14 protein-coding genes are annotated in these 15442 nt (G+C 65.8%); 9 read left to right on the forward strand and 5 right to left on the reverse strand.

Going from position 1 to position 15442, the window contains the following annotated elements:
- Window positions 1-30 precede the first annotated feature (30 nt).
- Both ABD002_RS07385 and ABD002_RS07390 read left to right on the forward strand, forming a co-directional pair.
- Window positions 31-465, forward strand: a complete 435-nt coding sequence (locus ABD002_RS07385; protein ID WP_343788824.1) for an NHLP-related RiPP peptide — start codon at window positions 31-33, stop codon at window positions 463-465.
- Between the two features lie 298 nt (window positions 466-763).
- Entirely contained in the window at window positions 764-1051 is a 288-nt protein-coding gene (locus ABD002_RS07390) for an NHLP-related RiPP peptide (protein ID WP_343788827.1), read from the forward strand.
- A 37-nt stretch (window positions 1052-1088) separates the two neighbouring features.
- Here ABD002_RS07390 and ABD002_RS07395 read toward each other — a convergent pair whose 3' ends face one another.
- The 4 genes from ABD002_RS07395 to aceB form a co-directional block, all read right to left on the reverse strand.
- Window positions 1089-3761, reverse strand: a complete 2673-nt coding sequence (locus ABD002_RS07395) for a putative peptide modification system cyclase (RefSeq protein WP_343788830.1) — start codon at window positions 3759-3761, stop codon at window positions 1089-1091.
- Between the two features lie 175 nt (window positions 3762-3936).
- A complete protein-coding gene (locus tag ABD002_RS07400; RefSeq protein WP_343788833.1) occupies window positions 3937-4998 on the reverse strand; it encodes a diguanylate cyclase domain-containing protein in 1062 nt (353 codons plus the stop codon).
- Between the two features lie 435 nt (window positions 4999-5433).
- Window positions 5434-6738 carry an isocitrate lyase gene (gene aceA, locus ABD002_RS07405; RefSeq protein ID WP_343788836.1) on the reverse strand — a complete coding sequence of 435 codons (1305 nt, stop codon included), beginning with the start codon at window positions 6736-6738 and terminating at the stop codon, window positions 5434-5436.
- A 116-nt stretch (window positions 6739-6854) separates the two neighbouring features.
- On the reverse strand, window positions 6855-8486 hold the full coding sequence (aceB, locus tag ABD002_RS07410; RefSeq protein WP_379988686.1) for a malate synthase A: 1632 nt from the start codon (window positions 8484-8486) through the stop codon (window positions 6855-6857).
- 117 nt (window positions 8487-8603) lie between these two features.
- Between aceB and ABD002_RS07415 the strand changes: the two genes are divergently transcribed.
- On the forward strand, window positions 8604-9644 hold the full coding sequence (locus tag ABD002_RS07415) for a LysR family transcriptional regulator (protein WP_343788842.1): 1041 nt from the start codon (window positions 8604-8606) through the stop codon (window positions 9642-9644).
- 192 nt (window positions 9645-9836) lie between these two features.
- Here ABD002_RS07415 and ABD002_RS07420 read toward each other — a convergent pair whose 3' ends face one another.
- Complete coding sequence (locus ABD002_RS07420) at window positions 9837-10451, reverse strand: DUF4126 domain-containing protein (RefSeq protein ID WP_343788845.1); 615 nt, start codon at window positions 10449-10451, stop codon at window positions 9837-9839.
- Between the two features lie 289 nt (window positions 10452-10740).
- Between ABD002_RS07420 and ABD002_RS07425 the strand changes: the two genes are divergently transcribed.
- From ABD002_RS07425 to ABD002_RS07450, 6 genes are all read left to right on the forward strand, one after another.
- On the forward strand, window positions 10741-11046 hold the full coding sequence (locus tag ABD002_RS07425) for a hypothetical protein (RefSeq protein WP_343788848.1): 306 nt from the start codon (window positions 10741-10743) through the stop codon (window positions 11044-11046).
- 151 nt (window positions 11047-11197) lie between these two features.
- Entirely contained in the window at window positions 11198-11452 is a 255-nt protein-coding gene (locus ABD002_RS07430) for a GlsB/YeaQ/YmgE family stress response membrane protein (protein WP_343789405.1), read from the forward strand.
- 146 nt (window positions 11453-11598) lie between these two features.
- Window positions 11599-13539 carry an acetate--CoA ligase gene (acs, locus tag ABD002_RS07435; RefSeq protein WP_343788850.1) on the forward strand — a complete coding sequence of 647 codons (1941 nt, stop codon included), beginning with the start codon at window positions 11599-11601 and terminating at the stop codon, window positions 13537-13539.
- Window positions 13540-13643: 104 nt separating this feature from the next.
- The gene (locus ABD002_RS07440) at window positions 13644-14315 is read left to right on the forward strand and encodes a 4'-phosphopantetheinyl transferase family protein (protein WP_343788853.1); all 672 of its coding nucleotides are present in this window, start codon (window positions 13644-13646) and stop codon (window positions 14313-14315) included.
- A gap of 74 nt (window positions 14316-14389) precedes the next feature.
- Window positions 14390-14953 carry an RNA polymerase sigma factor gene (locus ABD002_RS07445; protein WP_343788856.1) on the forward strand — a complete coding sequence of 188 codons (564 nt, stop codon included), beginning with the start codon at window positions 14390-14392 and terminating at the stop codon, window positions 14951-14953.
- Window positions 14946-15422 carry a hypothetical protein gene (locus tag ABD002_RS07450; RefSeq protein WP_343788859.1) on the forward strand — a complete coding sequence of 159 codons (477 nt, stop codon included), beginning with the start codon at window positions 14946-14948 and terminating at the stop codon, window positions 15420-15422. Before ABD002_RS07445 ends, ABD002_RS07450 begins: the two co-directional genes overlap by 8 nt.
- The last annotated feature ends 20 nt before the right edge of the window (window positions 15423-15442 follow it).

Here is a 15442-nt window from a genome sequence, read left to right on the forward strand (position 1 = left end):
TTCCCGTAGTTCCCATTACCGGAGGCGAACATGAGCGATCTGACGATGGTGTTGCAGCACTTGGACACCCCGAAGCAAAGTCAAACGGCGACTATCGATGGCGTAACGATTTCAGCGGCGAGCGAATCCCGCAAAGCGGATGTCACGCTGCCGAAAGAACTGGCGATGGTATTGCTGCACAAACTGGCCAGCGATGATGCGTATCGGCAGAACTACGAAGTGAATCCGGCGCAAGCGCTCGCAGCAATCGGTGTTCCCGCCGATCTGATCGGCGCGTTGTCGCCGAAGAGCCTCGCGCCGACCAAACTTGCCGACAGGCACATACTGGCGGAGGCACTCAGATTAATACGCCATGACGCGGCTGAAACGTGTCTTTGCCAGACCCCACCACAGATTAAGCTGACCATGGGTTCGCTCGATGCTGCTGGAACCAAGCCATTCGCCATCCCGTTCGGAATGGCTTGATAAATAGTCACTACGAATGCCCGCGCGAGAACACCTTCGCGCGTAGCTCCGTTTCTCTCAACCCCTCTCCAACGGCGAGGGGTTTTTTGTTTGCGGCACCAGCTCATCATGTGACTTTTACGCTTTGCTCGCTTATGTTGGGAGTCGTTGCCGAGCTTGTCTAGCAAGGGCTACACTTCGGCGCGGCCCATGTCTTGCGAGGGTAACGCGCGTGCAGCAGGCAAGTGTGCTGCACATCGACTGATCTGAAGTAACGCAGGGATCTGTTTACTTCGAGATCTTTTTCAGGGGGTGCTACATGAGCGACGCAGTACTGACGAACGATCTGGCTCTGAAGCTGTTGCACGAGCTCTCTTCGAACGATGGGTTCCGGCAGCGTTACGAGGAGAAACCGGCGGCGGCTTTGATAGAGCTCGGCATACCGCACGAAGTCGTCGTCAATTTGAATGCGGCTTGTCTTGCGTCAATGAAGCTGGCAAAAAAAGATGTGTTCAAAGGCGCGCTTGAAGACTTCTCGAAGAAAGGTTCGGAAGCCTGCCTACAAATGATTACGCCCAATCTGAGACTTAAGCAGCGCCCGAGCTGATAGTTGGCCGGCGAGGATGGTCATTTAGTCTGAGCGCTCAAGGAGCGCTGGGCTTGTTTGCCAACGCGTCATTCAGAAGCTGCAGGCGCCGATCGAGGAATCTCAAACGATCAGTTCGCGGCCATGCCTTGCGCAGGGCCGCGAGTGCGTCGCGCGCGGCCTCAGTGTTCTTCAGCTTGACCGAAAATTCTGCCGCATCCAGCAGCGCTAGATCCGACAACGCGACGTTGAACGGTTGCAAGGTGCTTTGTCCGAATTGCTCAACATAGGCGCGACCGCGATGTTGGGACAGCCAATGCGCCTCGGCAAGCGCACTAGCATAGTCGCCTTGCCCCGCGTATGCGTTCATCAATACGCGATGGCTGAAATAGTATTCGCTGCCATTGATTTGCGGCTTCAATAGCCTGATTGTTCCTTGTGGATTTCCGCTCGCTCGTTCGAGTTCCGCTTCCGCGATGGTCAAAAGGCTCGTCAGATATGGATAGTCGCCGCTGCGGCTGAGCTGCGCTGCGAGCGAGAGCGCTGACTTCGCCAGGTCCGTTTCGCCGGCATGAGCGGCCAGATACGCGGTGAACAGCAGACCAAACTGTGCATCAGGTGTTTCGCGCGTCTTCACCAAAGACTGCGAATAATCTGCCAGTACTGACTTCAGTTTCTCATTCGGCTCAGTGAGTGTGCGTAGACCAAGGTCGATCAGCGTGAATTCTGCGTGTAGCGTTCCTTTCAATGTGGCGCTGTCCTGCCGCGCTCGACTAGTCGCCTGCCACGCAGCGTCCCAATCACCTCTATCCAGCGCAAGCATGATGCGTGGGTATCCAAGCGCCGCGTCATCGGCGGCAAGACCACTAGTCCTGCCCTTCGCGAGCACTTTATCGGCCAGATCGAAATGGCGCTGGGCCGCATATAAATATGCGTTATAAATTTCTTGTGTGGAGAAACCATTTGCGGCGGCTTCAGCAAAACAGCGCTGTGCATCTGCATAGCGCTCGTTGCCCAAATAAAGTATACCTAGCAAATAGTCGCCGACCGCGCGGTGCGGATTCGTTGCCACCGCGTTGTGTTCGGTAGCTGCAATCGCAGCATCAAAATCGTTGGCCTTTAGGTAAGAATTAAACCCAAAGCCGCCGCTTGCCAAGGTGAAATCCGGGTAGAGCCTTGCAAGCAACTGCCATTTTTCGAGTGCTAAGCGTGGATTTTCGAAATTCGCTAGCCACGCCTGCACGTAGAGCGCATCGCGCGCCGACAACCGCTCGCCTTGGCTTGCTGCTTTTCGAACTTCGGCGAGTGCTTCCGTATTATCGCCTCCGCTCGTGGCGTTCAACGTATCGCCAAGCTTGATTCGCGCGAGTGCAAAATCGGGATCGAGCTTGACTGCTTGCTGGAACAGCGAAATGGCTTGCTTGAAATTGCCCTTACTATGTTCCGAAATGCCCAATGAATACGCGCGCAATGCATCCAGATTCTTCGTCGCCACCTTGTCCAGCGGCTTCGACTCGCTCGAAACCGTCGCCAACGCCTCACCCAGCCGCACCCGCAGCTTCTGGTTGACCGTATCCAACGAAGGCAGCACCGAAGCCGCACCCGCACCATCCGCGGACTCCGACCACACCGTGGTCTGCGTGTTCGGATCGATCACCTCGGCGGTCACGCGCACGCGGCCGCCGATCTCGGCGATGGTCGGCAGGATCAGCGCGCGCGCGCCGTCGCGGATCGCGATCTCGGAGCCGACCGCGCGGTCGATCGCGGTCTTGTCCGGGTCCTTCTGCATCAGCTGCATGGTCTCGTGCGTCTTCAGGTTCGACAGCACGTTGACGTAGCGCGACTGTTCGAGGCCGATGCGGAACGCGGTGTCAATCGAGTCGTCGAACGCGGCGTCGCCGGTCAGGTTCTTGAGGTCGCCGACCACGACCCAGTCGCGGTTCGCGAACGCGATCGCGGGAGCGGGCCTGAGCAGGTACCAGGCCGGGATCACGATCAGCGCGAACAGCACGATGCATTCGAGCGCGAGCGTGGCCGGGCGACGCCAGAACGGCACCTCGCGGTGCGCCTTGCCGGACCAAGGCGGCGCCTTGAGCGGTGCGAAGCCTTCCTCGCCGACCTCGAACACCGGGATCGGATCGGGAATGCCCTTGAAGCGGTAGCGGCCGTGCGTGCGCCAGCGCACCGTGGCGAGTTGCGCGCCGAGTTCGCCTTGCGCGCGGTGCGCGAGCGAGTAGGCGACGCCGGACAGCAGGATCTGCTTCGGCAGCGCGAGCTGCATCAGGCGCGAGGTGATCGGCTTGACCAGGCCCTCGACCTCGGTGAGCTTGGCGCCGTTGGCGACGTCGTCGGGCGCGTTGTCCCAGGTCACGATGTCGCCGACGTGGATGCCGACGCGCGTGGCGAGCGTGGTGTGCTCGGTCGCGTTGAGCTGCTTCAGGCAGCGCTGATAGTCGAGCGCGAACGCGACCGCCTGGATCGGGCGGTCGAACAGGATCAGGAAGCCGTCGGTCTTGTCGATCTCGCGGCCGCCGTGCGTCGCGAGCAGCGCGCGCGCGAGGCGGTCGTGCTTGCGGAACAGTTCCGCCGCGTGCTGGTCGCCGAGGCGCTCGACCAGCGCGGTCGAATCGACGAGGTCACACAGCACCAGCGTACGCAGCAGCGGCACCGCAGCGGTCTGCGGAATCGGCGTGGCGGGTTGTGCAAGTGCGTTCATGACCTGGTCGCTCATCCCTGCGCCGTGCGAGCGGCGCGGACCTCGATATGCGTACCGCGCAGTCCGGGTCCGCCGCGGGACGTCGCTTACGGGTGCGTGGAAGCGGCTTCGGTTTGAAGAGTGCGGGTTGCTTCCGTGCCCGCATCCGCTGGTTGCGAGCCGGGCGACCCGTGTCGCCCGGCCCATCGAATCATATGACGCTGTGCAGGCCGCCGGACTGATTGCCGTGCGGCGGCGCCACCTCGTAGCCGTCGCCACCGCGGCCCTTGGCTTCGTAGAGCGCCGCGTCGGCATCGCTGTACCAGACCGCCCAGTCGGCACCGTCGGCGCAGAGGCCACCGCCGATGCTGACCGAGACGCCCAATCCTTCATTGCAGCCGGGAAAGCGCAGCGCGTGCACGCCGGCGATGATCTGCGTCGCCCGCGCGCGCAACTCTTCCTCGCCGGTGACCTGCATCAGCAGCGCGAATTCGTCGCCGCCGAGGCGGGCCGGCACGTCGGTCGAGGCCGCCGCATTCTGCACTTCCTCGGCGATCGCACGCAGCACCTGGTCTCCGATCAGGTGGCCGCAGCGGTCGTTGATCTGCTTGAAGCGGTCGAGGTCGATCAGCAGCAGGCCGAGCACGGTGCCGGGCAGGCGGTACTCGGCGAGCCGCTCCAGGAACATGTACAGGCCGCGCCGGTTGCACAGGCCGGTGAGTTCGTCGGTCTGCACGAGGCGCTGCGCGGTCGAGAGCTGGGTGCGCGTCTGGCGCAACGAATCCAGCGTGACCATCAGGTCTTCGTTGCGGCGCTTGAGGCTCTGGATCAGCTGCTGCTCGCTGGCGACGAGGTACGAGAACGAGCGGCGCATGAACTGCGCGAGCAGGCGCGGCTCACTGGCGATCAGCTCGTCGAAGGTGTCGTGATCGACGATGTGCAGCACGACCGGATTCAGCGCGACCGCGTTGGCGACGCGCGTGTGGCTGCCGATGAACAGCACGAGTTCGCCGAAGAATTCGCGTGGGCCGATCAGCTTGTCCGGCATGCCGTCGCCGAACTCGAGCTGGATCTGCCCGGACTCGACGATGAACATGCTGCGGCCGAGTTCGCCGCGGCGGAAGATGATTTCGCCGGGCTGCACCTCGCGGCGCCCGCCGACTCGTGCGAACAGCGCGAACTCCGGATCGGAGAGCTGACGCGGCAACAGAACCGCGCGCGCGCCATGCGCTGCATGTGCGATCTTGGTCGGCTCCGCTTGCACGCTCGCCACACGAACCTCCCGCCCTCGGCCCGTTCCGGTCGGGGATGTTAACCCATGTACCCCGCGGTTACCTATCGGAGTTCCCCTCCACCGTGTAGGAAAACGCCGATTCGTCGCGTACGACGTCGGACCTGGCCGGCCCCGCCGCCGCCTTGCCCCGGAACGACGGCAAGCCGCCTTTGCCGCCAAGCGTGCAGGCCGCGCGACGAAGCGAATGGCCGGGTTGCCTGCACGGCCGGCAATTCGCCTAGGCTGACGGGGCGGCACGGTTCCGGCCACGCCCGAACCACAAGCCGCCCGGAATGGCGCGATCGCAGCGCCCGCCCGGGCAGCACCGGCATCGGAGCACTCGAACCGGCGGCACCCCCCGCTGCCGTTTCTCCTCTCCCGCTCTCGTTCCGATGCCGGTGTGCCGCGCCACTGCCGGCGCGTACAAGCGGCCCATCAGGCCGCCTGCGGCTTGCGCTGGTCGTGGAACTGCGCCTCCTCGGTCGAACCTTTCAGCGCGACCGTCGAGGACTGCCCGCCCTGGATCGTCTGCGTCACCGCATCGAAATAGCCGGTGCCGACCTCGCGCTGATGCTTCACCGCGGTGAAGCCGCGTTCCGCCGCGGCGAATTCCGCTTCCTGCAGCTCCACGAACGCGCTCATCTGGTTGCGCGCGTAGCCGTGCGCGAGGTTGAACATCGAGTAGTTCAGCGCGTGGAAGCCGGCCAAGGTGATGAACTGGAACTTGTAGCCATAGCTCGCGAGTTCCTTCTGGAATTTCGCGATCGTCGCGTCGTCGAGGTTCTTCTTCCAGTTGAAGCTTGGGCTGCAGTTGTAGGCGAGCAGCTTGCCCGGGAATTTCGCATGAATGGCCTCGGCGAACTTGCGCGCGAACACGAGATCCGGCTTGCCGGTCTCGCACCAGACCAGGTCCGCATACGGCGCGTAGGCGAGGCCGCGGCTGATGGCCTGGTCGAGTCCGCTGCGCGTCTTGTAGAAACCTTCGACGGTGCGCTCGCCGGTCGTGAACGGCTGGTCGTTGGCGTCGATGTCCGAGGTCAGCAGGTCCGCCGCTTCCGCATCGGTGCGCGCGACGAGCAGGGTTGGCACGCCGCAGACGTCGGCGGCGAGGCGCGCCGCGTTCAACTTCTCGACCGCCTCGCGCGTCGGCACCAGCACCTTGCCGCCCATGTGGCCGCACTTCTTCACGCTTGCGAGCTGGTCCTCGAAATGCACGCCGGCGGCGCCGGCCTCGATCATCGCCTTCATCAGCTCGAACGCGTTGAGCACGCCGCCGAAGCCGGCCTCGGCATCCGCGACGATCGGCTGCAGATAGTCGACGCTGTCGTCACCCTCGGCATGGTTGAGCTGGTCCGCGCGCAGCAGCGCGTTGTTGATGCGCTTGACCACCAGCGGCACCGAGTTCGCCGGATACAGTGACTGGTCCGGATACATCTCGCCGGCGACGTTCGCATCCGCGGCGACCTGCCAACCGCTGAGGTAAATCGCCTTGAGCCCGGCCTTGACCTGCTGCATCGCCTGGTTGCCGGTCAGCGCGCCGAGCGCGTTGACGAACGGTTCCTTGTGCAGCGAATTCCACAATTTCTCGGCGCCAAGGCGCGCCAGCGAATGCTCGATGGGCACGGTGCCGCGCAGGCGCACCACATCCTCGGCCGTGTAGTTGCGCGTGACGCCGGCCCAGCGCGGGTTGTTGCGCCAGTCGAGCTTGATCTGTTCGGCGGTGGGAAGGGGGGTCTTCATGGCGTACCTCATCGATGGGCGTTGGCGGTGTCTGTAGGAGCGGCTTCAGCCGTGATGCTTTTTTGCATGTTGAAAAGACAAAGGCATCGCGGCTGAAGCCGCTCCTACGGGAGCAGTTACGGGAGCAGGGGATAGGCGGCGAGGGTCAGGAAATCGGCCAACGTATCCGCATGCGTGAGCTTGCCGAGCAGGTCGGCGGCTTCGCCGACGCGCGCCTGGCCCGGCATCGGGGTCGACGACAGGCGCTGGCGCACCGTTGCCAGGGTCGCGTCGAAGATCGCGAAGTCGACCGGGGCGCCGTCGTCGAACGCGAGGGCTGCACCGGCCGATTCGAGGCCGGCCGGACCATCGGCGTGATGCAGCCATTGCCAGAGCTGTGCGCGCGAGATCTCCGCGGTCGCCGCGTCCTCCATCAGGTGATGGATCGGCACGCAGCCCTGGCCGTCGATCCACGCGGAGAGGTAGCGCAGGCAGATCTCGACATTGGCGGCGAAGCCGGCGTGGGTGATCGTGCCGACGCTCGGCGCGAGCAGCGTGTCGCGGTCGGCGACGACGTCGGCGCGCAGCACCGTGAGTTGGTTCGGCGTTGGCATGTACTCGTCGAAGATCGCCTTGGCGACCGGCACCAGCGCCGGGTGCGCGACCCAGGTGCCGTCGTGACCGGCGGTGACTTCGCGCAGCTTGTCCGCGCGCACCTTGGCGAGCGCGGCTTCGTTCGCGGCCGGGTCGTGGTTGATCGGGATCTGCGCGGCCATGCCGCCCATCGCGAACGCGCCGCGGCTGTGGCAGGTCTTGATCAGCAGCTCCGAATACGCTTTCAGGAACGGCACCGTCATCAAAACCTGGCCGCGCTCGGGCAGCACGCGGTCGCGGTGCGCGCGCAGCGTCTTGATGTAGGAAAAGATGTAGTCCCAGCGCCCGCAGTTGAGGCCGGTGATTCGCGTTCTCAGCGCGTGCAGGATCTCGTCCATCTCGAACACCGCCGGCAAGGTCTCGATCAGCACGGTGACCTTCATCGCGCCGCGCGGCAGGCCGAGCGCGTCCTCGGCATGGTTCATCACCTCGTTCCACAGCGCGGCCTCGCGGTGGCTTTCCATCTTCGGCAGATAGAAACACGGGCCGCGACCGGCCGTATGCAGCGCCTTCGCGTTATGGAGCGCGAACAGGCCGAAGTCGAACAGCGAACCCGACAACGCTTCGCCGTCCACCTCGACATGCCGTTCCGGCAGATGCCACCCGCGAGGACGCACCATCAGCACCGCCGGGTTCGGCTTGACCTCGTACCGCTTGCCTTCGGGCGAGGTGTAGTCGATCGCGCCGGCGACCGCGTCGCGCAAGTTGCGCTGGCCGTCGAGCAGGTTCGCGAAAGTCGGCGCGGTCGAGTCCTCGAAGTCGGCCATGAACACCTTCGCGCCGGAGTTCAGCGCGTTGATGATCATCTTGCGGTCGACCGGACCGGTGATCTCGACGCGGCGATCCTGCAGCGCGGCCGGAATCGGTGCGACCTTCCATTCGCCGTCGCGGATCGCGCGGGTCTCCGCCAGGAAATCCGGCAGTTCGCCGGCGTCGAAACGCGCGCGGCGCGCGGCCCGCGTCTGCAGGAGCGCGCGGCGGGTCGGATCGAAACGCCGGTGCAGGGCGGCGAGGAACGCGAGTGCGTCGGCATCGAGCACGCCCGCGGTCGTCGCGTTCAGCGCGTCGGTGATCCGCGCAGGGGTGGCGGGGGAAGCATGGAGGGAAACAGCCATTGCAGGGTCCATTGGTGCCATGCAACAAGCCTAGGCTCGACCATCTACTTTGACAAAACAAACGTTTCAATAAGTGGCATTATCAATGTCAATGTTTAAACAACTGTTTGAATCGACATGGTGAAAACGCCCGCCAGAGGCAAGCCAACCGGCGGCCGACGCCGCAAACCCGCGCCACCGCGCGCCGGCGCCGGGCCCGAACCGGCGCCGCCCGCGCGCTTCTACTACAAGGGCAGCCGTCTCAAGCAGCTGCGTGCGTTCTGCATGACCGTCAAGCTCGGCACGCTGTCGCGCGCGGCCGAGGCGTTGTATCTGTCGCAGCCGTCAATCAGCCTGCAGCTGCGCGCGCTCGAGCGAGAACTCGGTGCGCAGCTGATCGAACGGCGGCGGCGGCGCGTCGCGCCGACCCGTGAGGGCCAGGCGCTGTACGAGCTCGCACTGCCGCTGATCGAGGGCCTGGACGCACTCGATGCGCAGTTCCGCACCCTGCGCGCCGGCCTCGCCGGCGGCGAGTTGCACATCGCGGCCGGCACGTCGACGATCCAGTACCTGCTGCCGCCGTTCGTCGCCGCGTTCCGCGAGCGCCATCCGGGCGTAAAGCTGCAGCTGCACAACGTGACCGGCAAGGACGGCCTTGCGCTGCTGCGCTCGGACCAGGTCGATTTCGCGGTCGGCTCGATGCTCGACGTGCCGAACGATCTCAGCTACGAACCGGTGCAGTCGTACGATCCGATGCTGATCACGCCGACGGACCATGCCCTGGCGAAACTGCGCGAGGTGCGGCTCGAGGACCTGTCGCCGTACGGCCTGATCCTGCCGCCGCAGCGCCTGACCACGTACCGACTGGTCGACCTGATCTTCCAGCAGCGCAAGGTGCCGTTCCATGTCGCGATCGAGGTCGGCGGCTGGGAGGTGATCAAGCACTACGTCGCGCTCGGCCTCGGCATCTCGATCGTGACCGGCATCTGCATCGGCGACGAGGACCGCGCGCGCCTCGCGGTGCGCAACATGAGCGCGTACTTCCCGCAGCGCAGCTACGGGGTGGTCGTGCGCAAGGGCAAGTACCTCAGCGCCGAGGCGCGCGCGTTCGTCGACCTGGTCCGGCCCGGCCTGTTCACGCGCCGCGACTACTGGGAGGCCGGGCACTCCGAGCGCTGAGGCGGAAACCGCGCCGTGGACCCCCGCCACCTTGCCGCATACCCACATCCGTTCGTGCTGAGGTATCGACTACGTGCGCTAGGGCGCACGTGAACGGCGCAGCCGGCCCGAAGGGCGAGCGCCAAAGGCGCGAGTAACCACGAATGGCGCGACGTCCACCGCTTCACCGGCAAGCGGGACGCCCTCGTTGGTCTAGGCGCGTGTCGCTGGCGCGCTTTCGCGTCCACGGCCGGTCAGCCGGCGCACGAGACGCGCGAGGAAGCGGAACAGCTTCGGCAGCAGCCAGACCACCAGCGCGAGGAACAGCGCCAGCGCGACCAGGAACGCTAGCGGATGCTGGATCGCAAGGAACAGGCCGCCGAGCACGAGGCCGTCCTCGCCGGCGCTCGCGGTCCAGTTCGTGAACGGTTCCGGCGAGGTGTTGATCGCGGCGCGGCTGCCGCTCTTGGCGAGGTGTGTGCCGCCGGTGATCATGCCGCCGACGATCGCTGCGGCCATCTGCGCGGCCAGCGTGGAATCGCCCATCGCGCCCGAGGCCAGGAACGCGCCAGCCGGGATGCGGATGAAGGTATGCAGCGCATCCCAGATCGAGTCGAAGCCCGGCACCTTGTCGGCCAGGAATTCGCCGACGCCCATCACGCCGGCCGCGACCAGCACCCAGGTGTGCTGCAGCACGACGAGTTGTTCGGGCAGGTGCAGATAGCCGTAGCGGCCGAGCATGCCGACGATGAAGATCGTCGCGTACAAGCGGATGCCACTGGCCCAGGCGAGGCCGCCAGCGAGCGCGAGTTGCGATAGCGAGTCCATGGTTCCTCCGCGCGGCGATGCGTCAGGGTTGAAACTTTGCCGCCGTTCGCCCTGAGGTATCGAAGGGTGAACGGCTTCGGGTGCCGCCGCTCGTGGTTCGATACCTCACCACGAATGGCTCTTCGTGTTCACGACAGCTACACCGCTCTCCGCGCCGCCATCGCGTAGGGCGGAACCTGAGTGCGAGCTGTCGCAGCCGGCGCGAATCCGCCGACCGGCGGCGCTGCGCTCACAGCGGCGTTTCTGCTAGCGTGGCACCCTCTGCAACAATGTCGCGCGCAGGTGCGCCATGGCCCGCTGGATCATGCTCGGTTTTACGATACTCGGTTTCGTGCTGGTGTTCAGCGCGAAGGCGCCCGGCCTGCTGGCGATCGGTTTGCTGCTCGCGCTCATCGGCGTGATCGGCTTCGTGCTTGCCCTCGCGTCCGACCGGATCTCGGCCAACGCGCGACCCGATGCATCGATGGCGTCGACCGAGGACCTCGTGGCCCTGCGCAAGCGACCGCAGCGGCCGTCACCGACGGTGACGCCGTCCGCTGCCGGCGCGTCGGCCGCTGCAACGCCGGGTGACCACGAGCCCAGACCGACGCACTGATCGCTTGACAGCGGTCGCCGGGCCGCTCGCGTTTCTCTCTGCCGGTTGCGCCACCACCGCACTCTCGCCGCAGCGCGCCATGCGTTGGCCGCCGCCCTGCTGCACAATCGTCGGCGTCGCGTGCCGCGACGCTCGGACTCGGGAGGCAAGCGTGGACCTTACTGCACTCATTGTCTGGTTGATTGTTGGTGCTGTCGCCGGCTGGCTGGCGGGGCAGATCGTCAAGGGGCATGGCTTCGGCCTGGTCGGCAACATCGTGGTCGGCATCGTCGGCGCGTTCATCGCCGGCTGGCTGCTGCCCAGCCTTGGATTGGGAATTTCCGGAATCCTCGGCAGCATCATTTATGCGGCAATCGGCGCGGTCATCCTGTTGTTCGTGATCGGTCTATTCAAGCGCGCTGCCTAGCGGGCTCAAATAGGGGAATTGAAGAGGGGCCGGATTCGATCCGGCCCCTTTTTGTTTGCGCACAGCGAGTGCGGTGGGCGCCTCCGACTCGCCGCGCGCGTGGCAAACTGCGCGACTCGTGCCACGCGTTTCGCCAAGGAGGATCCATGTCGACCCTGCATCCCGTCTCCGCCGCGTTCGCCGCGGGCTCGCGCATCGACAAGACCACCTATGCGCGCGACTATGCCGAATCGGTACACGATCCCGATTCGTTCTGGCGTCGCATCGGCCGGCGCCTCGACTGGATCAGGCCCTATTCAAAGGTCAAGGATTGCTCGTTCGAAGCGGATGACCTGCACATCCGCTGGTACGCCGACGGCGAACTGAACCTTGCCGCGAACTGCCTCGATCGCCACCTCGCCACGCGTGGCGACAAGACCGCGATCATCTGGGAAGGCGACGACCCGTCCGAATCGCGCCGCATCAGCTATCGCGAACTGCATGCGGATGTCTGCAAAGCGGCCAATCTGCTGACGAACCTCGGCGTCGCCAGGGGCGATCGCGTCGCGATCTATCTGCCGATGATTCCGGAAACCGCGGTCGCGATGCTCGCCTGCGCGCGCATCGGCGCGATCCACACGGTCGTGTTCGGTGGCTTCTCGCCGGATTCGCTGGCCGGGCGCATCGCGGACTCGCAGTGCAAACTGGTGATCACCGCCGACGAAGGTCTGCGCGGCGGCAAGAAGGTGCCGCTCAAGATCAACGTCGACGAGGCGCTGCAGCGGCCCGGCACAAACAGCGTCGAGACCGTGCTGGTGGTCAAGCGCACCGGCGGCGCGATCGCGATGCAGGCGCCGCGCGACCGCTGGTGGCATGCATTGATGGACGGCCAGACGGCCGAACACACGCCGGTCGCGATGAGCGCAGAGGACCCGCTGTTCATCCTGTACACCTCCGGTTCGACCGGCAAGCCGAAGGGCGTGCTGCACACGACCGGCGGTTATCTCGTCTACATCAGCTACACGCACGAATGCGTGTTCGACCTGCGCGAGGACGACGTCTACTGGTGCACCGCCGACGTCGGCTGGGTCACCGGGCACAGCTATCTGCTGTACGGGCCGCTCGCGAACGGCGCAACCACGCTGATGTTCGAGGGCGTGCCGAATCATCCGGATTCCTCGCGCTTCTGGCAGGTCGTCGACAAGCACAAGGTCACCCTGTTCTACACCGCGCCGACCGCGATCCGCGCGCTGATGCGCGAGGGCGAAGCGCCGGTGAAGAAGGCCTCGCGCGCGTCGCTGCGCCTGCTCGGCACGGTCGGCGAGCCGATCAATCCGGAAGCCTGGGAGTGGTACTGGCGCGTGGTCGGCGACGGCCGCTGCCCGATCGTCGACACCTGGTGGCAGACCGAGACCGGCGGCATCCTGATCACGCCACTGCCCGGCGCGATCGACCAGAAGCCGGGTTCGGCGACCTTGCCGTTCTTCGGTGTGCAGCCGGCGATCGTCGATGCGAACGGCGCGATCCTCGACGGCGCGGCCGAAGGCAACCTCGTGATCACCGACGCCTGGCCCGGCATGATGCGCACGGTCTACGGCGACCATCAGCGTTTCATCGATACCTATTTCCGCACCTATCCCGGCATGTATTTCACCGGCGACGGCGCGCGGCGCGATGAGGACGGCTATTACTGGATCACCGGAAGAGTCGACGACGTGATCAACGTGTCCGGCCACCGCCTCGGCACCGCCGAGGTCGAGAGCGCGCTGGTCGCGCATCCGAAGGTCGCCGAGGCCGCCGTGGTCGGTTGCCCCCACGACATCAAGGGCCAGGGCATCTACGCCTACGTCACGCTCAAGGCCGGCGAGCCGCCGAGCGACGCACTGCGCAAGGAACTCATCGGCTGGGTGCGCAAGGAAATCGGCCCGATCGCGACACCGGATCATTTGCAATGGGCGCCGGGACTGCCGAAGACACGCTCGGGCAAGATCATGCGCCGCATCCTGCGCAAGATCGCCGAGAACGCGCCCGAGCAGCTCGGCGATACCTCGACCCTGGCCGATCCGTCGGTCGTGCAGAACCTCGTCGACGAGCGTCTGGTGAAGTGAGCGGCGAGCGGTAACAGGCTAGCGCAATGGTCGGCGCATGTCTGCATGCCGCCTGAGTCGCGCCGCGCTTGACGACGCGCGCGTGTCGCGCCAAGCATGACGGCATGGACGACTCCTCGATCGCCTGCTTCGATCCGCGCTCGGACGCGTCGCCGCTCGGCGACGACGAGGTCCACGTGTGGTTGTCCACCGTCGCCGACGCCACGCCGCGCGCGCTGGCCGCCGCCGCGCGCGCCGTGCTGGAGCGCCTGCTGTGCGACTACGCGAACTGCAGCAACGTGCCGCCGCGCATCGAGCGCGGGCCGCATGGCAAGCCGTTCGCGCCGGAGTTGCCGCAGCTCGAGTTCAACCTCAGCCACGCGGGCCGCCATGTGCTGCTCGCCTTCGCGCACGGGCAGGCGCTGGGCATCGATCTGGAGGCCGAGCAGCGACGGCTCGCGCTGGGCGAGATCGCGCAGCGCTTCTTCGCGCCGGCCGAAGCGCGCGCGCTGGCGCGGTTGCCGCTGCCGCTGCAAAGGTCCGCATTCCTGCAGCTGTGGACGCGCAAGGAGGCCGTGCTGAAGGCGCTCGGCGTCGGCATCAGTTTCGGTCTGGATCGCGTGGAGTTCGTGCTCGACGAGACCGGCACCGCCGGTGCGCTGCGCGCGATCGCGCCCGAGGCCGGCAGCGTCGCGGAGTGGACGTTGCACCGCCTCGATCCCGCGCCCGGAATGCTCGGGGCACTGGCCTGGCGCGGTCCGGCGCGGCGCGTGCGCACGTTCGCGTTGCGCGCATGAACACGCGTACCTGCGACGATGGCAGACCCCGCGACGTCCTTGTGAAGGACATGGCGGACGGACAAACCCAACGCGTGAGTTCCGGATTTGGCCAGCCGCTGGACCGGGTCACGCTGGAGCGTGCCCGGCGCGGTGAGATGGCGGCCTACGCGGCGATCTACGAGCGGTTCGGCGGTGCGTGCTACAACCTCGCACTGCGCGTGCTCGGCGAGCCGGCCGCCGCGGAGGACATCGTGCAGGAGGTGTTCCTGAAGATGTTCGGCAGCCTGCGCGGCTTCCGCGGCGACGCGCCGTTCGGTGCGTGGCTGAAGCGGATGACCGCGAACGCGACGATCGATGCGGTGCGCGCCGGCCAGCGTTTTCGCGAGGACGACCCGGATGCGTTGTTCGAGTCAATGCCTGCGCTGGCAGCAGATGCCGAGGATCGCGCCGATGCATGGTCGCTGCTGATGCGATTGCCGCAGCGCGCGCGCGCGGTGGTGATCCTGCACGAGGTCGAAGGTTATACCCACAAGGAACTCGCGGAGTTGTTCGGACAGACCGAGAGTTATTCGAAATCGATTCTGGCGCGCGCGCTGAAGCGGCTCAATGATGCCGCGCAGCCGGCCAGTTCGAAGGAGGCGGTACGTGATGCGTGACAATCCCATCCAGACCGCGCGCGGCAACGTTGATTTGCAGCGGCTGCCGGTGTTCGCGCCGGATCCGGCGCTGTGGCCACGCGTGGCCGCGTTGCAGCAGCGGCACCTGCGCGCGCAGCGTTGGCGTCATGGCGGTTTTGCGCTGGCCGCGGCCGCGGCCGTGTGCGCGGCGGTGATCGGCTTGCCGCGTCCACAGCCATCGCTGCAGCAGGAATTGGCGGCGGGACAACGCGAGTCGCAGGTGCTCGAAAGCGAATGGCAGCGCCTGGCCAGTCCGGCCCGACCCGATGTGGCCGGAATGATGCGCGTGCGCCTGATCGATGCGGCATTGCAGTCCGCGTACGACCGCGGCGCCGGCGCGAATGAACTGGCGCCGCTCTGGCGGCAGCGCAACCAGGCGCTGCGCGGGCTGATCGCAACACTCCATGACACGAACACAACCGATGCGCTGGCCGTCACGCGCATTTGACCGCTGAAGAGGTGATTGAG

Origin of the sequence: Dokdonella soli (genome assembly GCF_039523175.1) — a bacterium.
GTDB lineage: Bacteria > Pseudomonadota > Gammaproteobacteria > Xanthomonadales > Rhodanobacteraceae > Dokdonella_A > Dokdonella_A soli.